Source organism: Pantoea rwandensis, from assembly GCF_002095475.1.
In the GTDB taxonomy this organism is placed as follows: domain Bacteria; phylum Pseudomonadota; class Gammaproteobacteria; order Enterobacterales; family Enterobacteriaceae; genus Pantoea; species Pantoea rwandensis.
The window spans coordinates 387,374-408,266 of the sequence record NZ_MLFR01000001.1; the positions used below are offsets into that span (position 1 = coordinate 387,374).

Genomic DNA, 20,893 nt, shown 5'->3' on the forward strand with positions numbered 1-20,893 from the left:
CCTGCTTCCCATTTGCGCAGCGCTCAATTACCCTTGCAAACCGGTCAATGGGAGGAAAAAGTGCGTAACGTTCGAATAGAGGATGTTGATCATTTGGATCGTGAGGTGATCGCGCTGGGTAACGACTATCCGCAGGGGTTTGTGTTACCCGCTCACCAGCATCGTCGTGCACAGCTGTTGTATGGCATCAGTGGGTTGATGCACGTTTCCACGCGGGAAGGTGAATGGGTAGTCCCCCCTCAACATGCGGTGTGGATCCCACCTGAAACGATACACAGCGTGAAGTTTGCGGGCGTTTCGACGCGCAGCCTGTACATCGAGCCAGCACTTGCCGCCACCTTGCGTGAGGGAGAGTGCTGCCGGGTGATCGGTGTGTCCCCCCTGCTGCGACAACTGCTGATGGACGCGGTGGACCTGCCTGCACTGTACGAAAGTGAACGAGATCGCACGTTGATTAAATTAATGCAGCTTGAACTCGCACTGATGCCAGCTCGTGAGTTTGATATTCCGCTGCCGCAGCATCCGGCGCTGCTGGCGCAGTGTCAGTCCTTTCTGCTGTCGCCCTCCATTCATGATCCTGCTGAACGCTGGTCTAGTACCTTATTTATGAGTGCCAGCTCTTTCCGTCGTCTCTTTCTGCAGCAGACCGGCATGTCCTTTTCCACGTGGCGCCAGCGCGCTTGTGTCGTGAGCGCACTGGCTCTGTTAGTGGCAGGAAAATCGGTGAATGAGGTCGCCCTCTCGCTTGGCTATGATAGCGGCTCATCGTTCGCGACGATGTTCCGTCGCGTCACAGGCCAGCCGCCCTCATTTTATCGCCACGCATAACGCAGCAAATTTCGCACCGCCATACCGGCTTCGAGCTTCAAGCGATGGGCGGCTTTCTGGTAGCGACTTTCGCGTTCAGTGGCGGCCAGTACGCGACGCAGTAACACGCAGTAATCCATCACCAGGCCCGGCGTCCAAGTCATCCCCTCTGCCCGGCTGCGCACTAAGCTTAACAACCAAAAATCAGGGTTGAGCAGCACCCAAAATCCCTTCAAACCGCGTTCACCCAGCAACCCTTCCGTCGCCACGTCGAGCGCCTGCATCACGCTGGTTGAACAGTTGCGTGATGTCAGGTTATAACGCGTATCAGGGGCGTTGCTCAGCCAGTAATTACGCAGAGCGACTTGGTTATAGTGCGGTAAAACCAGACGTTTATCGGGACGGCACCAGGCTTTGATCTCTTTCTCCAGTGAGGGTTGATAAAAGCCTTCAACGTCAAATTCCTCTTTCGCGCGCAGCGTCTGCAGAAAGCCCCGTAAACTGCGCGATACATCATCAACCGGAAACAAGCTGATATACAACTCATCACCCATTTCCAGTGAGGTATGCCCGGTGGAAACTTCACCTCGATGGTCAATCGCCGCTACCCAACGATCAAACCAAGGGCGGCGTCCTGACACATTGCCAGAACCGATAGGCGTCCATATATAGATATTCAGCGGCTCACTCACTGGTGCCGCCTTAAGAGGAGGATGCACGTAATCTAACCCGTGTGGCGCACGTAGGCCTTTCCGGGTAAACAACGGCAGCGCCGTTACACTGGAATTTTCCGGCAATGCATGAATCTGCGCAGCCATCGTCAGCAGATTAATGCCCCAACCCGCAAGCAGCAACGCAAAACACAGCGGCACAATTACGTGCGGTGACAGCGGCCAGTCGGTCGCAATCATCATGCTGAACAGAATTTCTGCGCTGCCTAACGTCAGCTTGTGCATCCAGCGACGACATCGCATCAGACAACACGAAATGATGCGAAAACCGCCGTCTAAAAGAAAGATCGCTGCAAAGGCCAGCGACATGCCCAGTCCGCTGTCATGCGGTGCGAGGAAAACCACACCCCCGACTGACATTAATACCCCAGCCTTTGCCAGCAGAGGCCAACCGATACCCGCTGGTTGGTAAATCGCCCCTACGGCTTCCGCCAAACCTTCCACCACCATAAATACGCCCAGCACATGCAGCGGGAAGGATAAACTTCCATGTTGCAGCAGATCCATCACGATCCCACTACTGGCTGCCACACATAACAGGCCAAGTGCCGTTAAATAGGGCCAACCCGCTCTCAATGCCGGCCCACCCATCAACAGAAATAATAATCGCAGCAAAGGAACTCTCCAGCGGATAATGCACCATTCAGTACGTTCTGTAGACGCGTGTTAACAACAGGAGTTCTGTTGTGTTACGGCAATCCTGAGTTCGTTTACTGATGGTTGTGACTGTGAGGGCACTCTACGTGGCGAAGATTAAAATTGGCTTAATGGTCAGGTAAATATTGGCTGAAATTTTGAGCAGTTAAATTTGAAATCTGTGGCGATTTCAGGCTGAAACTGCGCTTCACCACAAAGTTACGAGCTAATTAAATACATGAAAAATAATGTCAAAATGGCTCAGACACAGAATATTATGCGGCTGGCGTGAACACTATTGCGGCAGGTGACGTTGAATCAGTAGTTTTAAAAAACTATCCAGACAAGGATTTCGATTGTCGCTGCTCCATGCCACGGCCAGGTTAACCTGAGGCACATCGGCCAAAGGTTTAAACACAATGCCATCCATTTTAAGCTGCTGAACTGAGGCAGGCACCAGTGCCACGTAACTGGCATCGTTCACCAAGCTCAACATGGTGTGTTGCAGACTTACCTGCAGACTCACCATCGGCTCAAAACCGTGGGCACGACAATAATCCATAATAACCGCCGTCAGTCGACTACCGGCACTGGCGGCGGTCATGACAAAAGGATCGTCACGCAGATCTTCAATCTTTAAATTACGGCTTTTTGCTTTGGGATGGGTACGGGACAGCGCCACACATAAGGGTTCGGTCAACACCGTCAGCGTTTGCATCCCCACGCGTGCCGTCCCTTCTACCAATACGGCCAAATCCACTTCACCTGCCAGGATTTTATCGGGTAGATCTTCGGTCACCGCTTCTTCCAGCTCCAACGCGATATTAGGGAAGTGATGGCGAATCATCCGCACATATTCTGGAATGACGCTGTGTGCAGAATACATGGTGAAACCCACGCGCAGAGAACCGGATTTACCCAATGCAGTTTCACGCGCGAGGTTTTGCGCCTGTTGCAGTGATTCGAGGATTTTTCGCGCATCGCGGTAAAAGCTTTCGCCTGCTGGTGTGAGCATCAATTGCCGGGTATTTCGTTCCACCAACAAAGTGCCGACCGCTTTCTCCAGCGCAGCAATATGGCGGCTGAGTGACGGTTGAGACAAATGTAGACGTTCCGCGGCACGGTGGAAGTTTTTCACTTCGGCTAGCGCGATAAAGTAACGCAGCGGCTTAATATCCAGCATGATTCATTTTTCGCATCAATCCCGGTCAGATTTGCTATTGGATCTGTATCGGGAAACTCTTTACAGTCCTCCAGCTTAACGGGAGGACCTGATGATCGCTACATTTCTGATTCTTTTGCCGGTGTTCGGCTTGATAGTGGCAGGTTATGCCTGCCGCATGTTTGGGGTGCTGGGACCCACTGCTGCGACAGAACTGAATAAATTCGTGGTGTGGCTGGCGCTGCCTGCGCTGCTGTTTGACATTATGGCGCATACGCCGTGGCACACTATCTATCAGCCTGGCTTCTTCTGGGCGTTTGCGCTCTCCTGCGCGGCAGCGTTTGTGATTGTATTTGCGTTTCAAAAACTGAAGGGTAAATCCACCGCCGATGCCAGTGTAGACGGTGTGGCCGCTGCCTATCCTAATACCGGCTACCTTGGCTTCCCCCTGTTGCTGCTGATTTTTGGTAAAAGCAGCCTGATTCCTACCACCACCGCCACCATTGTGGTTGCCTGCATCCTTTTTGCGATTGCCATCGCCATGATTGAAATCGGTTTGCAGAGTGAACGTGAGTTTCATCGGGTGGCAATAAAAGTGCTGCGCGCCATTTTTAAGAACCCGCTGATCATCTCACCGCTGCTGGGTGCGGCCTGCTCCAGTGCAGGCCTCACGATGCCAGGCAGCGTCGAGACATTTCTCAAGTTACTCGGCGGGGCCGCCAGCCCTTGCGCATTAGTCTGTTTAGGGGTGTTTCTCGCCAGCCGCCAGAAAGCCAAAGCCACCGAATTGCCTTCTAGCGCGAAAATGAGCCTGACGACAGTGGGATTGGTGGTCATCGCCAAACTGGTGTTGCAACCACTGCTTACCTGGATACTGGCTGTGTGGTTATTCCATCTGCCTGACGACCTGACCAAAATGGCGATTCTGTTGGCCGCGCTGCCAACCGGCACCGGGCCGTTCATGCTGGCCGAATACTATCGCCGCGATGCGCAGATCACTTCAGGCGCGATATTGATTTCAACGGTGCTATCGATTGTCACCTTAGTTGCCATCATGCATGTGATGCAGGTGACACCAGTAGCGTAGCCAACGACCGAGCCGATACCTCAATTTGCGCCAGCGTCAATGCGGCATATCCAAGAATCACCGCAGGCGGCAGCGTGATGCTGCGGCAAAACAACGACAAGGGCTGCAACTGCAAGCCATGCTCTGCCGCCTGCTGACAAAATGCCGACTCATCGCGATCTGCTGGTAACCACAGCACCAGATGCAACCCCGCTTCATGGCCGCTGACGCGAAATTTTCCATTCGCATGCTGCGTGAGAATCTCCAACAGTCGATTGCGTCGCTGGGCATAAGCCTGGCGTGCGGTGCGCAAATGTCGCGCAAAAGCCCCGCTGCGCATAAACTCCGCCAGCGCCAGCTGTTCATGGAATGCCACAGCGCGTCCATGAATGGCTACTACCTCATTTAAGCGTGCAAGTTGAGCGCCCCTGGCGACTAGAAAGCCCACACGTAATTCCGCTGAGAGCGTCTTGTTAAAGCTCCCGCAATACAGGGTTTGCGCACTATTATCATGTGACATCAGGGCGGGTAGCGGCGAACCGCTGTAGCTAAACTCACTGTCGTAATCATCTTCGATGATTAGTACTCCCTGCTGCTGCGCCCAATCAATCACCGCCAAGCGCTTAGTTATCGACATCACACAGCCCAAGGGTGATTGATGTGACGGCGTCACATAGAGTGCACGAACTTGCTGCGCTTTAGACAGCGCCTCAACATCTATCCCCTGTTCGGTTATCGCAATATCAATCAGTTTCGCCTCAGCGAGTGCAAAAATGTCACGACCAAACGGGTAACCGGGGTCTTCCATCGCGATATTGTCACCCGGACGCAAAAAGGCACGGCTGATTAATGCCAGCGCATGACGAATGCCTGTGGTGATGATCACCTGATGCGGTTCACAAACAATGTTGCGATGCTCGCGCAGATACTGCGCAATTTGCTGCTTGAGGGGCAAAAAACCCGTCACTTGATTGCTTTCCGCTGCGATTTCTCCCGCCTTGTTAATACAGCGCAGCACATGGCGAGCCCAGTCTTGCAACGGGAATAGCGCCGGATCGGGCAAACGCGCAACAAAAGGCTGACCGACTTTCACATGGCTTTCATGATGCCGCGGTTGCATCGCTACGGATGGCGTCATCATCGGCAAACCAGGCTGTACCTGAAGGTAGCTATCAGGAAGTTCGGCGCTTACGAATGTGCCCGCTCCTTGACGCCGCGTCAGGTAACCTTCGGCGCACAAGCGTTCATACACCACTTCTAGCGTACCGCGTGAAACGGCCCAACGAGTAGCCATCGCGCGCGTAGACGGCACTTGGGCTCCCACTCGCAGCACACCATTGAGTATGGCATCGCGAAGCGCGGCATAAACGATCTCTTGTTTACTGCGATCCTGATTGGGATGCACCAGTGCAGCGGGCATAGGTAATTCAAGCGCAACAGCCGTTCGGCCCTGAGTCAAAGTGGTCTACTCAACATAATGATTTTTGGTTCTTTAGATTTGACCAGAAAAACGTAATCTGCTCAATCAAACGGAGGTACGGCAAGGATAAGATGTGAGCAAAATACAGACCAGCCAGCAACGGTTAACGCTGGCTTTAGTATCGGCAGTGGTGGTACCGCAATTGGGAATGGGCATGATTGTGCCTGCGCTGCCCGAACTGGCAGCATCGTTAGCGCTCTCAACATCATTGGCGCAGGACACGTTAATTGTCTACATGATGGGTTATGCAATTTCGGTTTTGCTGGCGGGATGGCTTGCCGATCGCTTTGGCCCAAGACGTGTGCAGATCGGCGGCCTCATCCTGGCAGTGCTCGGCGCATGTATTGCTGCGCAGGCGCACAGCATATTGCTGTTGATGGTGGCGCGCTTTATTCAGGCTGTAGGCGGATGCGCAGGCACTGTCACCGCGCGCTTAATTGTCAGTCGCGAATACGCACCGCAACAGCGTATGCCGATACTCACCACGCTTTCATCAGCAATAGCCATCACACCGTGTCTGGCACCTTTGGCTGGCAGTGCACTGCTGCCGCTGGTGGGATGCGCGGTATATTTGGAATGATGGCGTTGCTGACGCTGATGATCCTGGTGTTTTTTACTTTCGCCAGTCGCCACCTCGCTGCCGCCCCGTCAAATGCAGTGCCGCTCCATCGACTGGGCACTATATATCGGCGTAATCTTCGCTTGCCCCGTTTCCGCCTTTACGCGTTATCCATCTGCTTTGCCTGGATGGCATGGTTTGTATTTGTCTCGTGCTCATCAGGACCCATGCAGCAGCAACTCGGACTGACGCCGCAGCAGTATGCCGTCCTGTTGAGCGCCTCCGCTATCGGCTATGTGGCCGGCAGTATGCTGGCCCGGCGTATGGCGATTCGACGTGATATCGACCAGATCATTCGATGGGCAGCAGGTATTGGCGCTTTGGGTGGGGTGTTATTAGTGGCCCTGAACCTGATACTGACGCCAACGTCTCTGACGCTGATGGCGCCGATGTTGATCATTCTGCTGTCAGTGGGCATGGTTATCCCCGCGACGCAGGCAGGATTACTGCGCAGCGTGACGGAGGATGCGGGGGCTTCATCTGGGCTGTTTTTCTTTTTGCAGATGATGGCGGGTGCAACCTGGGCAGCGATCAGCAATCTGTGGCAGCCGATGTCAGTGACTTTGCTGGCTATCCTGATTGCGACACCTGCATTGCTTTTGCCATTCCTGTTTCACCGCGTGCAGGCGCGCCTTCGTGTAGAGGAAAAAGGTCTACAAGGGTAATCAATGATTGACCACAATGCGGTCTCCGGCGGCGTATAGCTTACAAGCCGCCTCGCCTTTTTCACGATAGTGCTGGCAAAACGCCACTGCCCGGATATTGGCTTCCTGTTGGTCACGCGCCCAAGCCGAACGCCCCCATACGCCTTCGCCGTTGGTCGCAAAGGCCTTCTCATAACCCCGGTCGGCCAGATAATGTTTGAATACCTGCCGATCAGTAGTGTTTAGCCCGGGTGGGTCTGGCAGGTGGGGAACGGGCGATGCGCTGATAGCGTTAACAGGAAGATCATTGCTTTGCAGGAAGGTCGAAACGCGGCTCCACCAGAAGGACTCTGGTGCGGAAATCAGCAGGTCGTGCCCATCATGACCGAATTCGGGCAGATTGATCAGCTCGCCGCGTCCTCCGGCATGGCGATAAGCAGCGAACATCTGCTGACCGAGTTGAGGTGGGAAAGATTGGTCATTGGCAGTGTAGAGCCACAACGTGGGGATTCGCGCCTTCTCGCCATAAGATGTGAGCGCGGCTAATAACGCCTTCTTGTCACACACCAAACCATCATGAATGGCGCCGCGCCCACCGGAAAAGCTGATAATGGCCTGCACGCCGGACAGATTGAGGGCGCTCGCGGCGATAACGCTAAACCCGCCAGACGATTGTCCCACAAGTACCGCTTGTCCATGGGATGCCCAGGCATATTGTCGAATCGCCGTTAACGCCGCGAGGATATCCGCGCGGGCCATTTTACCGGCTCGGGCATGTTTGGGCTGGTCGCAACTGTTACCCTGATAATCAGTGTGACCGCTGGAATGACCATACCCCTGACGCAGTACCACGACAGCAGCATAGCCGTGGCGTGCAAAACTTAGCGCAGCGGCTGAAAAACGATTGGGGGTGAGTTGATCGCGATCGCTGTGTGCTGTGCCATCGGTGCCATGTGTGATGAAGGCAATCGGAAAATGACCGGGCAGATTCGGGCGGGTGACAAACGCATCCAGTGTTGCCGTTTGCCCGTCAGGCAGAGTTACTCTCAATATCAAGGGTTCGCGGATGAGCCCCGCAGGCTGCGAAAATTCTGCCGCCTGTAATGCTGAGGCAACCACGATCCCCAAAACGACAAAAACATATCTGATCCAGCGACGCATCAGTTAACACTCCCTTATTAACGTTCCGTGATATTTGCCGCTGGATACTAACACTTATTTTTGCTTATAGACTCTTCACCAGCGCCATAATCAGGCCATCCCAGCCCTTCTCACCCACGGTTTGCAGCGCTGTGGCGTCTAAACGGGCATCGTCACTGATCATCTGTACAAATTCACGCAGACCACGCACGTTGGCATCATGGCTGTCGGCTTCCACCACCGCACCGCCGCGCACCACATTGTCAGCAATGATCACCGTGCCAATGCGCGCCAGTTTTAACGCCCATTGAAGATAGTGCGGATTGTTCACTTTATCTGCATCAATAAAGATAAGGTCAAAAGGTGCCGCCAGCATCGGTAGCGTATCTAATGCCGCGCCCACAAGCACTTCTGCGCGATCCTGTACACGCGCCAGCGCCAGATTATGGCGGGCGACTTCAGCATGATGCGGATTGAACTCGAGGCTAATAATTTGACCCTGCTCGGGTAAAGCACGCGCCATCCAGATGGTGCTGTACCCCCCGAGGGTACCGATCTCCAGTACACGTTTAGCACTGGTTAATGTCACCATTAGCGCCAACATTTTCCCCTGCAGCGCGGACACATCATGTACCGGCAAACCCTGCGCGGCATTGTGTGCCAGAGCGGCTTTCAACGCCACATCTTCCGCTGCCAGCGCATCAGCAAAGTAGTGATCGACCTGTGCCCACTGTTCGGCATGTTGAGAGGGATAATCTGGGGTACGCATGTTGTCTCTCCTTGAGTATTGGCTTAATAGAGAAATAGCACACCCGTGTGACGCTCAGGTTTAACTTGCTGATTCACTCAACTGCTGCTGTACCGCATCCAGAAATAAGCGTAACGCAGCAGGTTGGCGTTCTCGCGACATATACAGACCATAAATTCCCAACGATTTCGGCGCAAAATCAGAGAGTACGCACTGCAACTGCCCACTGGCTATGCCCGTCTTCGCCTCCATCTCCGGCACCATCGCCAGCCCGCATCCCGCAATGGCTGCATCACATAAAACCGACGATATCCCGGCGCTAAAATTGCCACTGACTTCAGCTGTTACTGCCTCACCCTGCGCATCCTTAAACTGCCAACGCTGTCCGGCAAAGCGGCTGTAGTGCAGGCAATTATGTTGTGCCAGCTGCTGGGGCGTAATGGGGGTGCCGTGCTCTCGTAAATATTCCGGTGAGGCGCACACGACGGAAACACATTCACCCAGTCGGCGTGCGATGGCACCCGGTTCTGGATCATTAGTAATGCGTACCGCCACATCAATACGCTCACCAACCAGACTCACCGGTTGGTTATTGATCTCCAGCTCAATACGCACTGCTGGATAGCGCGCCAGAAATGCCGGGATCATTGGGCCGAGAATGTGCGTTGCCGTGGAGTGCGCGCAAGCGATACGCAGCGTGCCCTGCGGTACACCGGGTTCGCCCTGCTCGCTGATCTCCTCCGCTAACCGTGCTAACAAGCGTGTTTTTTCAAGGGTTTTCTCTCCTGCAGGCGTGATGGTGAGGCGACGTGATGAGCGGTGCAACAGCCGAGAACCGGCCCACTTCTCCATTTCATCCAGGTACCGACTGACCATCGGACGAGAGATATCCAGCGCACGCGCCGCTGCGCTCAAACTGCCAAGTTCGCAAATGCGATTAAACACTGTTGCTGCTGTCACTCTGTCCATCTGACCCCATCTGATCGTTTTATGAAACTGACCATCTCTAATTGCGGGAATTCTAACAGACGCGGATATGCTTACAATGGCTCTGTTACCGGCCACATTGCCGATGAAAGGAAAACGAGATGAAGATAAAAACATTGGCGCTGATGATGGCGCTGACAGCCACCCCGGTGTTGGCTGCTCCGCTGCATTTAGCGGTATATAACCCACAGGAACAGGGCGTATTTCCCGTTTCCTCTACGTTAGTTTCTGGTGCGCATGAAGCGATGTTATTCGATGCCCAATTTAGTCCTAAAGATGGCGAAAAGTTGGTGCAAATGATCAAGGCTAGCGGGAAGAAGCTGACGCAGATTGTCATCACCTCAGGCGATCCTGACTTTTACTTCGGCCTGGAACCGATTGTGAAAGCCTATCCGCAGGTGAAAATCGTAGCCTCACCGCTGGTGGTTGAGCATATTGAAGCCACCAAAGCGGCTAAGTTGGAATATTGGGGACCGAAAATGCCGGGAGGTGCGCCCGCACAGCTGTATGTCCCGCAGGTTACCCATCAAACCACCTTTAACGTAGATGGCGAACGCATCGAGTTACGTCACGCGGATGATAAATCCGCCTACGTGTGGATTCCTGCTAACAAGGCGGTATTGGGCGGAACAGCGATTGCCTCTGGCATCCATGTCTGGACCGCAGACACTCAAACCCCGGCCAGCCGTGAGCAATGGCGCAACGTGCTGAGTGAAATCCAGCAACTGAAACCGAAAGTCGTGATTCCGGGCCATTATATTGGTGCCCGTCCAACAGGCGATCAGGCGGTGACCTTTACGCTGCACTATCTGCAAACCTTTGAAAAAGCGTTGCAGCAGCACAAAGCGTCTTCTGCGGTAATCCAGGCGATGAAAGCGGCTTATCCAAACCTGCCAGATGAAAGCTCGTTGGAATTAAGCGCCAAAGTGAATACCGGCGAGATGAAGTGGTAGTTGACGGGATGTAATCAGGTGCGCATCCGTGCGCACCTTTAGCGATTTCAATCTTTACGCTTTGCTGTTGCTTGTCTGCGCGAACGCGGGTTCAGTTTTGCGATGAAACAGCGGATAAGCAATGCTGGTCACCACCAAGCTGATAATCCACGAGATATCCACGCCAGGAATCAAATTAGCATACGGACCGGAGAAGAAGGCATTTTCCACAAACGGAATCTGCACCACAATGCCAGCAAAATAGACCAGCAGCGCTTGGGTATTCAGCAAACCATAACGGCCTCCGTCAGCGCGGAATATGGCTTCAACATCATAACGTTGTTTATTCACATAATAGAAATCCAGCAGGTTAATGACGATCCACGGAATTAACACCGCAATCAACGCCAGAATTAAATTAATAAAGAAGGAGACGAAATTCTGCGATGCCGCTAACGCTACTAATACGCTGCCCACTAATACCAGCGCTGAAACCACTAACCGAACTGCCGCGCCTGGCGTCCAGTGAGGACGGAAAGTTTGCACTGCGGTGATCAGTGATAATACCGCGCCGTACAGGTTCATCGAGTTATGGCAGATAATATTAATCAGGAACAGCACCATTAAGATCGGGCCGAGCCAACCGGTAGCATGACGAACTGACATCATGGCATCACTGGTTGGCGCGATATTGACCGCCATCATGCCGAAAATAAAGGCCAGAATAGTACCACCGCAGGCACCCAGATAGGTGGCAATAAACGGGCGTGCAATACCGACATTGGCGGGCAGGTAGCGCGAGTAGTCAGAGGTATAAGGCGAGAAGCTGATTTGCCATACTGCGCCGATACAGAAGGTGCCGAACCAGCCTGCGGCACTCATGCTGCCACGGGACCAAAAGTCTGCCGGTAAAGGTTGTGACACCATCAATGCCAGGCCTAAAATCAGCGCTGCGCCCATGATCCATGCACCGACTTTATTGATACGATGGATAAAATGGTAACCGACAATACCAATTGCGGTGGCAAGAATAGCGCCTATGACCGTGGCACTGCTTACCGGCATCGACGGAAAGACGTTGTTGATGACTTTACCGGAAAGCGAAATATTCGAGATAAAGAACCCGAGATAAATCACCGTCGTAAAGCTAATCACCAGCAGCGAGCCGTAACGACCAAACTGCGCGCGGCTCTGCACCATTTGTGGAATGCCGACTTTCGGCCCTTGCGCAGAGGTTAACGCAAGGAAAATCCCGCCAAACAGATGACCGGCAATAATCGCGGTTAAAGCAGAAATAACATTCAGATGAAACGTTTCGGTGGCAATTGCGCCGCTGACAACGGCCAGAGGTGCAATGTTGGTACAGAACCACAAGGTAAATAGACTGTGCGATTTACCGTGGCGTTCCGATTCTGGAACATAATCCACCGACTTATTTTCTATAATTTGACTCTGACGTGGTTGTGTATTCACCGTACCCTCCAATTCTCAAAATGGGATTGTTTTTTAATGTGGGTAAAACCTTCCTCGCGAAAAAAAGCCACAGCCATCCCGACGAATTAATTTTCGTCTTCTTATTAAAGAATTGGCGGTAAGACTCCCGGTGCTAATTAATGCTTAACAACTGTACATGTGACGGTCGTCATAAATGACGCCCCTACATATTCCAAACCTGCTTCCCGTAGTGCGCATTTATGCGTACCGATAAGTGCAAAAATAATTCCCATAGGCTGCAAATCTATGCGCACCGATAAGTGCAATGGTCATTTCCGTAGGGTGCGCATTTATGCGCACCTCAATCAATCAGCGCATAATAAAGGGATCGCTAATTGGCTCATCGCTGGTGCGCAGCCACACTGTTTTGGTGGTGGTGTATTCCAGAGCGGCGTCAATACCACCTTCACGTCCGAAGCCAGACTTACCGTAGCCGCCAAACGGCGCCAGCGGTGAAACCACGCGATAAGTGTTCAGCCACACAACGCCACTGCGCAACTTGCGTGTGACACGATGGGCACGCGTCAGGTTTTGGGTGAATACACCGGCCGCCAGACCATACTCTGTACCATTGGCTAAGCGAATCGCTTCGGCTTCATCTTTAAAAGTCAGTACCGACAAGACCGGACCAAATAGCTCCTGCACCACGCTTTCTGCATTTGGCACCGCACTGCAATCCAGAATGGTTGGCGGATAATAGAATCCTGGCCGATCAATCGGCTGATTGCCGATCACCAGTCGCGCACCCTGCTCAATACTGCGACTCACTACCTGCTCGATATTGCTTTTCTGCCGCTCGGTACAAAGTGGACCAAACTGCGTCTCCTGCTGCTGCGGGCAACCTATAACAATACCGCGCACTTTACTGGTGAGCTTTTCAATAAAGGCATCTTTAATCTGCTCATCCACCAGCAGGCGCGAGCCAGCAACACAGCTTTGTCCTGAGGCCGAGAAGATGGCGGCCACCTGCGCATTGGCGGCACTTTCCAAATCTGCATCGGCAAACACGATAAACGGTGACTTGCCGCCTAATTCCAGTGAGGTGCTGGCCAGGTTTTCCGCACTGTTGCGGATGATGTGACGTGCGGTATCCGCACCGCCAGTAAAGGCGATGTGATCGACCTGCGCATGCTGGGTCAGCACTGTGCCACAGCCTTCCGCAAAACCGGTGATCACGTTTATGACGCCCGCAGGGAAACCGGCCTCATGCACCAGTTCAGCAAATCCCAGCAGCGGCGTCGGTGCGACTTCAGCCGCCTTCACCACCACCGTACAGCCGGCGGCAATGGCCGGGCCAATTTTCACCGCAGAGAGAAACAGCTGGCTGTTCCAGGGAATAATCGCGGCAACCACGCCGACCGGTTCACGCTTTATCCAGGTTTCCATGTCGGCTTTATCGATGCTGAGCGTGGTGCCGTCCATTTTGTCGGCCAGCCCAGCATAAAAGCGATAGTATTCCGCCACATAGGCGATCTGCGCCTGGGTTTCACGGATGATTTTGCCGGTATCAAGCGTCTCAAGACGTGCCAGTTTTGCTGCATCGCGTTCAATCAAATCCGCCAGCTTCAGCAGCAATTTGCCGCGCGCACCGGCGGTCAGGCCACGCCACGCATCGGATTCAAAAGCCCGGGCCGCCGCCTGCACTGCGCGGTCGGTTTGCTCGCTGCGTGCTTCGGCAATCGTGGCCCACGGCTCAGCGGTGGCCGGATTCAGCGAGGTGAACGTCGCGGCTCCAGCGTCAAATTGGCCGTCGATGTAGAGTTTGAAAGATTCCATGACGTCTCCGCTTAGTGAAATGCAGGTGCAACGTGTTTAATAAAGCGTTCCAGCGAGGCCTTCTTACGCTCAAAGGTCATGCCGCTATCCAGCCACAGCGCGTACTCATCGTAGCCCATCGCCTCATAGTTTTTCAGGCGGGCGATCACTTGGTCAGGATTACCAATCGCCAGATTTTTCCGCATCCCTTCCACGCTGTAATAGGTATTCGCTGCCATCTCTTCTTCGGTTAATGGCTTGATCAAACCCTGCTCCACCGGGCGCTCATTCTTGAACCAGGCACCGAAGTAGTTGTAGAAGCGATTAAGTTCTACCGCCGCTTGCTGCGCATCGGCCTCGTCTTCAGCCACAAAACCGTGCTGTAACAGCATGATTTTTAATGGCTGCTCAGGAGAATACTCCTGACAGGCTGCTTTGAAGGTGGTGATCAGGCGTGTGATCTCTTCTTCACCCTGATGCAATGGCGTGCACTGCACGTTACAACCGTTTTTCACCGCAAACTCATGACTGTTCGGGTCACGCGCGGCCACCCAGATTGGCGGATGCGGCTGCTGTTTTGGCTGTGGTGAGGAAGTTGTGGACGGGAAATTCCAAAACTCGCCTTTATGTTCGTAGTCGCCTTTCCACAAGGCTTTCACCGCAGGCACCAGCTCACGCATCCGCTGACCCGCTTCCCAGGCATCCATCCCCGGCATCAGGCGCTCGTATTCATATGAGTACGCGCCGCGTGCAATCCCCAAATCCAGACGCCCTTTGGTGATCAGGTCTGTCATGGCCGCTTCACCCGCCAGACGGATCGGATGGGTAAACGGCGCAATAATGGTGCCGGTGCCCAGACGAACGTTTTTGGTTCGGCTGGCGATATCGACCAGGTTGATAAATGGATTCGGCGCGATGGTGAAATTCATGCCGTGGTGCTCGCCAGTCCAGATAGCATGCAAGCCACCTTTATCTGCGATTTCACACAGTTCCATCATCTCATCGTACAGCTTGTCCTGCGCGTCATCCGCTGACACGCGCTCCATGTGCAGGAACAAGGAAAGTTTCATACCACCTCCTGATGAGACGGGGCGAAGAAGTGACGAACCGATCCTTCTGCTTCATCACCGTAATAGAGGCCGTAATTGCCCACCGCATTTTCGCGAATGAAGCGATCCACCAGCGATTTCAGCGCACTATCCGGCACCGGCAGTTGCGCCAGCGTGTGGACATCGACCCATTCGCCCTGCTGCACCGCTGGCAAGGTGCTGCCTGTCGGCTGTGCACAGAGGAACACGATATGCTGCTGTTTCTTCTGGCGGTCTTCCCAGATGGAATAGACAAAACCCGGACTGGCTTCGATGTTGAGTCCATCGAACACCTGCTTCAGTGTTTCACTGACGCTGCGGTTGTTCACCGTTTGCGACGGTAAGCCATAACCGCTTTCTTTCTTCACCACCAACGCCTGACCCGCTGATTCAATCAACGCGCTGACCACCACGTTAGGCCCGGCAATCAGGGATTCGGCATTTTGATAAGGCGTGAAGTACGCGCCGCGATAGTAGCCCAGCCCCGGCGTTCCGCAGGAATCGAACTGCTCGACTTTACCGATCAGAATTGCGTGGTCACCCGCATCGATAACCTGATGCATCGCGCATTCAAACCAGGCGGAGCTGTCATCCAGCAGCGGCGTGTTGAACTCGCCTTTACGCCACTTCACCAGCGAGAATCGATCGGCCACTTTCTGCGCAAAGATATTCGATGTCTCTTTCTGCTGCTCCGCCAAAATGTTGATGGCGAAATGCGGACATTGCGTGAAGTTCTCGAAATTAGCAGAGCGCTTATCGATGCTCACCAGCAGTAGCGCGGGGTCAAGTGACACCGACGAGAACGAGTTCGCGGTGAAGCCAATCGGCTGCCCTTGTGCATCGTTAGTAGTGACCACGGTGACGCCGGTCATGAAGGCGCCAAAGGCGTCGCGTAACTGTCTGCGTTTATCTGCGTCCATAAGTTACTCCTTTACAGGCTCTTTTTGCGTGACGGCGGCAGCAACCGGCTTGAGAAACGATAAGATTTCCTCGTTCACTCGGTCAGCATCCGTCAAGTTCAACATGTGTTTAGCGTTAGCGACCACCACCGCATGCCCCTGGCGTGCAGCCTGGGCCATCTGGCGTGTCATGTCTGGATTCGAATTAGCATCCAGCTCACCGGTCATCACCAACACCGGACATTGCATTTCATTCCAGCGTTCTGAATAGAAGCGATCTCCCGCCGCAAACGCCTGATAGGCGCGGGCATAGCCGTCGAGATTCACCTGCTGCAACCACGTTCCCACTTTTTGACGCAGGGGTTGTTCGTGGTGGTCGTCACTGAACCAACGATCCAGTGGCGCATCGAGGCGCACATTACCGCTGGCCAACTCTTGGGCGCGTTTCAATACCGCATTACGCGCACTGTCGTTACGTCTGAACACGCCGCTCATCACAATCGCGTGATTCACCAGCTGCGGATAATCGATAGCGATACCCGCGGTGATCAGTGCCCCCATCGAGTGTCCCGCCACAGCAAAACTGCGCTCGGGTTGTGTCTGCAAGAACAGGGCCAGCCACTGCACGTAATCCTTTAAGGTGGCGGGATGGCGAAAACCGCTGCTTTCACCATGGCCCGGCATATCCAACGCGATAACGCGGAAGTGGCGGCTTAGCACGTCCATTTGCGGAAACCAGGCGTCGGCATTCATGCCAACGCCATGGATTAATACCAGCGGCGCGCCCTGTCCTGCCTCCAGGTAACTGACCTGGAGACCTAACTCAGATAGCTGCTGGATTTTTCTGGTCATGGCCTAACTCTTTCAGGTCAAGATAACGGTTGCCGATACGATGATGTGGACGGCCGCCCAGTGCCGCACCCAGCGCGATCACGATCTCATCGCTGAATGGCGCATCGTTGATGTTGAACTGCATGGTGAGGTAGTGCTCACGAGTACCTTCATCATCCGTACCCATCATCGGAACCAGGATGGGTGTATTGGCTGGACCACGGGTGTTATTGAAGGCCAGATAAGTTTTACCCTGCACAGCAGAGCGATAATGGTTGCCGAAATGCAGGGTATGAATCAGCGCTGAGGCGTGTTCCAGTTCGCCGTTCAAGCCCACCACTGCGCTTTTACCGTAAGCCACCACCTTGTCACCGCCGCCCGCTTCTTTCACGATTAAACCCGTCAGCAGTTCGCCCAGCACCGGTGCCATTTCGCGAATCTTCGGCGCGAGGTCTTCAACGAAGCCTTCGCCTGCCCAAGGATTTTTTACCACGGCAGCCGCCGCAATCATCACCAGCGGCGTGGTGGCCGCTTTGCCGCCGTCGGAGTAGAGGGTTTCGGTGGTAACGAACGTCTTGCGTATATCTGGATGCATGGTTAGAGCCTCATTCAAGTTAACGGTTTGTTAATCTGGTGTGTCGAGAAGGGATATAACATTGGAATTTATGGTATGTCAAAAGTTGGTATACCATCATACGGTGTTCTTATGCGCTGGCTTTTTTGCTATGCTTTTAGGGCGGGAAACCCCGCTGTATCAAGGGAATTAGCCCATCACCTGGCATAAATCTGAATCGCCGTGAGCACACTCTCGCGATGTGACTGACGTCATAAAATTCACTGATACTGGGTGAGGGATACTTTGTTAACGATATGATTTAAATCGGATTAATTTTTCTTGGGCGTAAGGTGTCAGATCTAAGACTTGGTGCATGATGAAACTGTGAACCAACGCCAATTTCAGCAGGATGGCTCTCACCACACCAGAGGGGGTAACGATCACCGCTAAATCAGGCAGCGTTGCTTTCGCGCGGCAAACAGTGCTAATAGTAAAAAGGTTGCTGAATTTTAAATTAATACCCAGCTGAATTTTTTATTTCAACGTAGAGACGATTATGGTTGCGAGTCACTCCTTAAAAATTGAAAACACGCCAGTGACCCTTCGCGAACTGGCATTGGCAAAAGTGCGCCAGGCGATTATCTCTGGCTATTTTAAAGCGGGCGATCGTTTGGTTGAACGTAGCTTGTGTGATGAATTAGGCGTAAGCCGCACCGTAGTGCGCGAGGTGATTCGTTATCTGGAAGCGGAAGGCTTAATTGAAAACTTGGCGAAAAAAGGACCGATTGTCGCGATATTAACCTGGGAAGTCGCCGAGCAGATTTATGACATTCGACTGTTACTGGAATCCGAGGCGGCGAAAGATTGTGCTAAAGCAGCCACCAGTAAAGATAAAAAGGATCTGCATCAGAAACTGCTGCGCATCGCGAAAGCCTCACACGATCACGATGACATTGAGCGTGTTGAAGCCTCTCAGGCGTTCTACGAATCTCTGTTTTCCATTGCAAAACATCACATTGCATGGGAGATCGTGCAGCGACTTAACAGCCGAATCAGCCGACTGCGTGCGCTGACGCTGCGTAGCCCTGAACGCCAGGTGGCTGGTTTTGAACGCATGTCACGTATTTATGAAGCCATTGAAGAAAACAACCCGGAACACGCGAAAGAAGCAGTGAAACAACACCTGACTGAAGCCGCAATTCTGGCTAAATCTATTCTGACTGCCGAGGAGTAATGATGTCTGCTTATTGGATCGCACACGTTAATATTAATGATGCACAGCAGTACCAGAATTATATCGATTTGGCGCCCTTGGCATTTAAAAAATACCAAGCGAAGTTTATTGCCCGAGGGGAAAATGCCACTTCACTGGAAGGCGAAAAATTCGCCAAGCATGTGGTTATCGAATTCCCTGATTATCAAACAGCATTAGATTGCTACCATTCTGAAGAATACCAATTAGCAAAAAAACAGCGTGAACAGGTGGCAAGAGCGATGATTACTATTGTGGATGGATTGGCGTAAATAAAACTAACTTTATTTAACATTCAAAATACCCATAAAAAATCGCAATTAACCGGTGGCTTAAATAAGCTGCCGGATAAATTAACCTCATAATTATTTCCTATATCAAGCCGCTGATTTTCATACTTAAAGCATCAGATTTAGATTTGATAATAACTGTTTCAGTTTAGTGCAGCAGTGCATCACGCACCACTCGGCAGCGGTGCGATTTATCGTGGAAGTTTGAATTTTAGAATTCGACAGTGAAATTGCTGCGGGATTGCGCAATACATTGCGCCGCTACCAAGCGTGAACTTTTTTTAGCATCGTCTTTCATCATCAATGTCTTATTGTACGGGTTGGCGCAATTAACCCTCTTCACTCTCATCATAGTGAATAATCGACAGTAAGCGGATTGGGACCTGGAGTAATTTTTCAGGACCGTGCGGCACGCCGCCGTCAAATGACAGGCTATCACCCGAAGACATCGGGTAAAGGCGCGTGCCATGGCGATAAATCAGTTCGCCTTCAAGTAAATAGAGAAATTCATGCCCCGGATGGCAAAAATTGGGAAACTCTTCACTGGCATCGTCCATGGTGACCAGAAAGGGTTCGTACAGTTTTTGTGGGCCTTGCGCGTAACTCAGCAAATGATAAGAGTGGCCGACTTCCGTTCCGGTGCGCACCACCTCCATGCCCTCACCCGCTTTTATTAACTGGGCACCGCGCTTGGCCACATCATAGTCGCTAAATAACTTAGAAACCGGCAAACCAATGGCGTCACACAGCCGATTGAGAATATCGAGACTGGTTGAAACGTGGGCGTTTTCCACCTTGCTGACCATGCCGACGCTGACACCCGCAATACGTGCCACATCTGAGATTTTATAACCCTGTGAAATACGCCGCTGCTTCAGCGAGCGCGCGATATGCTGCTCCAGACTCAACGGGCTCTCTCGCTGACTGGTGGTGACCGATTTGCTCATCGAGGCTTAATTTTCTCCGACATTTTGCGCAGGTTCCCCAGCTCAAATGAAATACGTTGCGCGGTGGCTAGTAACGCATTGCGCACTACCTCTTTCTGATGTGGGTCTTCCATCAGCGCATCAGGTCCTGAGACGTTGATCGCCGCCACAATCTGGTTGTGATGATCGCGCAGCGCACAGGCAATCGCGGTGGCGAAATCGGACTGATGCTCAACCCAGCCCTGCATGCTGTCCTGCTGCACGGTCTGCTTCAGTTCCGGTAAGGTGCGCGGCGCTGAAACAGAATAGCCATCGAGTCGCACATGTTGATAGAGGCTATCCAGTTCTGCATCATTTAAGCCGGTGAGCAACACCCGCCCCATGGCGCTGCAGTGACAGGGAATACGCGTACCAATAGGCACATTAACCGACAGGCGTTGCGAAGCAAATGAGCGATAAACGTAGACCGCTTCCTGACCTTCGCGAATGCTGAGATGGCACGACATGGAAACCGTATTACGCAGTGCATTCAAATGTGGCATGGCGATATCCACCACATCACGGCTGGCAAGGTAGCTGAAGCCGTTTGAGATCACCTGCGGGCCGAGTTGATAGGTATTCTTGGCCACTTTATCGAGATAGTTCATCTCGGTGAGAGTGGTGACAATACGATAAATAGAGGAAGTTGAGACGCCAAGATGATCGGCAAAATCTTGCACTGTCAGCACGCGATCGCGACTGTTGAACATTTCAATAATGGTCAACCCGCGAAATAACGCGGGCACCGTGTAGTCATTTTCAGTGATAGCAGCCAGAGACATACACACCTGCATAGATGAAGCCGGGCCGT

General features: G+C 52.9%; 19 protein-coding genes and 1 pseudogene. 6 read left to right on the top strand and 14 right to left on the bottom strand.

The window, feature by feature from the left end; translation table 11 throughout:
• Positions 1–60 precede the first annotated feature (60 nt).
• Positions 61–828, top strand: coding sequence for an AraC family transcriptional regulator (locus HA51_RS01720; RefSeq protein WP_084931542.1), 768 nt, complete (start codon positions 61–63; stop codon positions 826–828).
• On the opposite strand, the gene HA51_RS01725 is transcribed toward HA51_RS01720, so the two are convergent.
• Both HA51_RS01725 and HA51_RS01730 read right to left on the bottom strand, forming a co-directional pair.
• Entirely contained in the window at positions 813–2,153 is a 1,341-nt protein-coding gene (locus HA51_RS01725) for an HdeD family acid-resistance protein (RefSeq protein WP_084931544.1), read from the bottom strand. The genes HA51_RS01720 and HA51_RS01725 overlap by 16 nt on opposite strands.
• Positions 2,154–2,469: 316 nt before the next feature.
• On the bottom strand, positions 2,470–3,357 hold the full coding sequence (locus HA51_RS01730; RefSeq protein ID WP_084931545.1) for a LysR substrate-binding domain-containing protein: 888 nt from the start codon (positions 3,355–3,357) through the stop codon (positions 2,470–2,472).
• Between the two features lie 91 nt (positions 3,358–3,448).
• Here HA51_RS01730 and HA51_RS01735 point away from each other — a divergent pair, with 91 nt between their 5' ends.
• Complete coding sequence (locus tag HA51_RS01735) at positions 3,449–4,423, top strand: AEC family transporter (protein ID WP_084931547.1); 975 nt, start codon at positions 3,449–3,451, stop codon at positions 4,421–4,423.
• Here HA51_RS01735 and pdxR read toward each other — a convergent pair.
• Positions 4,389–5,822: a MocR-like pyridoxine biosynthesis transcription factor PdxR gene (gene pdxR, locus HA51_RS01740; RefSeq protein WP_211282882.1), complete on the bottom strand. Its 1,434-nt coding sequence runs from the start codon at positions 5,820–5,822 to the stop codon at positions 4,389–4,391. The genes HA51_RS01735 and pdxR overlap by 35 nt on opposite strands.
• A 214-nt stretch (positions 5,823–6,036) precedes the next feature.
• On the opposite strand from pdxR, the pseudogene HA51_RS27730 reads away from it, so the two are divergent.
• A pseudogene (locus tag HA51_RS27730) lies at positions 6,037–7,166 on the top strand (MFS transporter).
• Here HA51_RS27730 and HA51_RS01755 read toward each other — a convergent pair.
• The 3 genes from HA51_RS01755 to HA51_RS01765 all read right to left on the bottom strand — a co-directional run bounded on the left by HA51_RS01755 (position 7,167) and on the right by HA51_RS01765 (position 10,002).
• Positions 7,167–8,306, bottom strand: coding sequence for an alpha/beta hydrolase family protein (locus HA51_RS01755; RefSeq protein WP_084931554.1), 1,140 nt, complete (start codon positions 8,304–8,306; stop codon positions 7,167–7,169). It abuts the pseudogene before it with no gap.
• Between the two features lie 64 nt (positions 8,307–8,370).
• Complete coding sequence (locus HA51_RS01760) at positions 8,371–9,054, bottom strand: O-methyltransferase (protein ID WP_084931556.1); 684 nt, start codon at positions 9,052–9,054, stop codon at positions 8,371–8,373.
• Between the two features lie 60 nt (positions 9,055–9,114).
• Positions 9,115–10,002 carry a LysR family transcriptional regulator gene (locus HA51_RS01765; protein WP_084931557.1) on the bottom strand — a complete coding sequence of 296 codons (888 nt, stop codon included), beginning with the start codon at positions 10,000–10,002 and terminating at the stop codon, positions 9,115–9,117.
• Positions 10,003–10,121: 119 nt separating this feature from the next.
• Between HA51_RS01765 and HA51_RS01770 the strand changes: the two genes are divergently transcribed.
• Positions 10,122–10,973: a Vmh family MBL fold metallo-hydrolase gene (locus HA51_RS01770; protein WP_084931559.1), complete on the top strand. Its 852-nt coding sequence runs from the start codon at positions 10,122–10,124 to the stop codon at positions 10,971–10,973.
• A gap of 54 nt (positions 10,974–11,027) precedes the next feature.
• Here the strand turns inward: HA51_RS01770 and HA51_RS01775 are convergent, their stop codons facing one another.
• From HA51_RS01775 to HA51_RS01795, 6 genes are all read right to left on the bottom strand, one after another.
• The gene (locus HA51_RS01775; RefSeq protein WP_084931561.1) at positions 11,028–12,425 is read right to left on the bottom strand and encodes a purine-cytosine permease family protein; all 1,398 of its coding nucleotides are present in this window, start codon (positions 12,423–12,425) and stop codon (positions 11,028–11,030) included.
• Positions 12,426–12,755: 330 nt separating this feature from the next.
• A complete protein-coding gene (locus HA51_RS01780) occupies positions 12,756–14,222 on the bottom strand; it encodes an aldehyde dehydrogenase (RefSeq protein WP_084931563.1) in 1,467 nt (488 codons plus the stop codon).
• 11 nt (positions 14,223–14,233) lie between these two features.
• On the bottom strand, positions 14,234–15,271 hold the full coding sequence (locus HA51_RS01785) for an LLM class flavin-dependent oxidoreductase (protein ID WP_084931565.1): 1,038 nt from the start codon (positions 15,269–15,271) through the stop codon (positions 14,234–14,236).
• Positions 15,268–16,209, bottom strand: a complete 942-nt coding sequence (locus tag HA51_RS26815) for a flavin reductase family protein (RefSeq protein WP_139810613.1) — start codon at positions 16,207–16,209, stop codon at positions 15,268–15,270. Before HA51_RS26815 ends, HA51_RS01785 begins: the two co-directional genes overlap by 4 nt.
• A gap of 3 nt (positions 16,210–16,212) precedes the next feature.
• A complete protein-coding gene (locus HA51_RS26820) occupies positions 16,213–17,040 on the bottom strand; it encodes an alpha/beta fold hydrolase (protein WP_139810614.1) in 828 nt (275 codons plus the stop codon).
• Positions 17,012–17,614, bottom strand: a complete 603-nt coding sequence (locus HA51_RS01795; protein WP_084931567.1) for an amino acid synthesis family protein — start codon at positions 17,612–17,614, stop codon at positions 17,012–17,014. The genes HA51_RS26820 and HA51_RS01795 overlap by 29 nt, the downstream gene beginning before the upstream one ends.
• 517 nt (positions 17,615–18,131) lie before the next feature.
• Here HA51_RS01795 and HA51_RS01800 point away from each other — a divergent pair.
• Together HA51_RS01800 and HA51_RS01805 are read left to right on the top strand one after the other, a co-directional pair.
• A complete protein-coding gene (locus HA51_RS01800; protein ID WP_084931569.1) occupies positions 18,132–18,809 on the top strand; it encodes a GntR family transcriptional regulator in 678 nt (225 codons plus the stop codon).
• A complete protein-coding gene (locus HA51_RS01805; RefSeq protein WP_245840120.1) occupies positions 18,809–19,099 on the top strand; it encodes a DUF1330 domain-containing protein in 291 nt (96 codons plus the stop codon). Before HA51_RS01800 ends, HA51_RS01805 begins: the two co-directional genes overlap by 1 nt.
• Before the next feature lie 347 nt (positions 19,100–19,446).
• On the opposite strand, the gene HA51_RS01810 is transcribed toward HA51_RS01805, so the two are convergent.
• Both HA51_RS01810 and HA51_RS01815 read right to left on the bottom strand, forming a co-directional pair.
• Positions 19,447–20,064, bottom strand: coding sequence for a helix-turn-helix domain-containing protein (locus HA51_RS01810; protein WP_084931573.1), 618 nt, complete (start codon positions 20,062–20,064; stop codon positions 19,447–19,449).
• Positions 20,061–20,864 (bottom strand): IclR family transcriptional regulator, encoded by an 804-nt coding sequence (locus tag HA51_RS01815; protein ID WP_084931574.1) that lies wholly within the window; start codon positions 20,862–20,864, stop codon positions 20,061–20,063. Before HA51_RS01815 ends, HA51_RS01810 begins: the two co-directional genes overlap by 4 nt.
• Between the last annotated feature and the right edge of the window lie 29 nt (positions 20,865–20,893).

Bases quoted from the DNA above. Each gene is read 5' to 3' on its own strand.
- HA51_RS01730 (WP_084931545.1), bottom strand. From the start codon at position 3,357: ATGCTGGATATTAAGCCGCTGCGTTACTTTATCGCGCTAGCCGAAGTG.
- HA51_RS01735 (WP_084931547.1), top strand. From the start codon at position 3,449: ATGATCGCTACATTTCTGATTCTTTTGCCGGTGTTCGGCTTGATAGTG.
- pdxR (WP_211282882.1), bottom strand. From the start codon at position 5,822: ATGCCCGCTGCACTGGTGCATCCCAATCAGGATCGCAGTAAACAAGAG.
- HA51_RS01755 (WP_084931554.1), bottom strand. From the start codon at position 8,306: ATGCGTCGCTGGATCAGATATGTTTTTGTCGTTTTGGGGATCGTGGTT.
- HA51_RS01760 (WP_084931556.1), bottom strand. From the start codon at position 9,054: ATGCGTACCCCAGATTATCCCTCTCAACATGCCGAACAGTGGGCACAG.
- HA51_RS01765 (WP_084931557.1), bottom strand. From the start codon at position 10,002: ATGGACAGAGTGACAGCAGCAACAGTGTTTAATCGCATTTGCGAACTT.
- HA51_RS01770 (WP_084931559.1), top strand. From the start codon at position 10,122: ATGAAGATAAAAACATTGGCGCTGATGATGGCGCTGACAGCCACCCCG.
- HA51_RS01780 (WP_084931563.1), bottom strand. From the start codon at position 14,222: ATGGAATCTTTCAAACTCTACATCGACGGCCAATTTGACGCTGGAGCC.
- HA51_RS01785 (WP_084931565.1), bottom strand. From the start codon at position 15,271: ATGAAACTTTCCTTGTTCCTGCACATGGAGCGCGTGTCAGCGGATGAC.
- HA51_RS26815 (WP_139810613.1), bottom strand. From the start codon at position 16,209: ATGGACGCAGATAAACGCAGACAGTTACGCGACGCCTTTGGCGCCTTC.
- HA51_RS26820 (WP_139810614.1), bottom strand. From the start codon at position 17,040: ATGACCAGAAAAATCCAGCAGCTATCTGAGTTAGGTCTCCAGGTCAGT.
- HA51_RS01795 (WP_084931567.1), bottom strand. From the start codon at position 17,614: ATGCATCCAGATATACGCAAGACGTTCGTTACCACCGAAACCCTCTAC.
- HA51_RS01800 (WP_084931569.1), top strand. From the start codon at position 18,132: ATGGTTGCGAGTCACTCCTTAAAAATTGAAAACACGCCAGTGACCCTT.
- HA51_RS01805 (WP_245840120.1), top strand. From the start codon at position 18,809: ATGATGTCTGCTTATTGGATCGCACACGTTAATATTAATGATGCACAG.
- HA51_RS01810 (WP_084931573.1), bottom strand. From the start codon at position 20,064: ATGAGCAAATCGGTCACCACCAGTCAGCGAGAGAGCCCGTTGAGTCTG.
- HA51_RS01815 (WP_084931574.1), bottom strand. From the start codon at position 20,864: ATGTCTCTGGCTGCTATCACTGAAAATGACTACACGGTGCCCGCGTTA.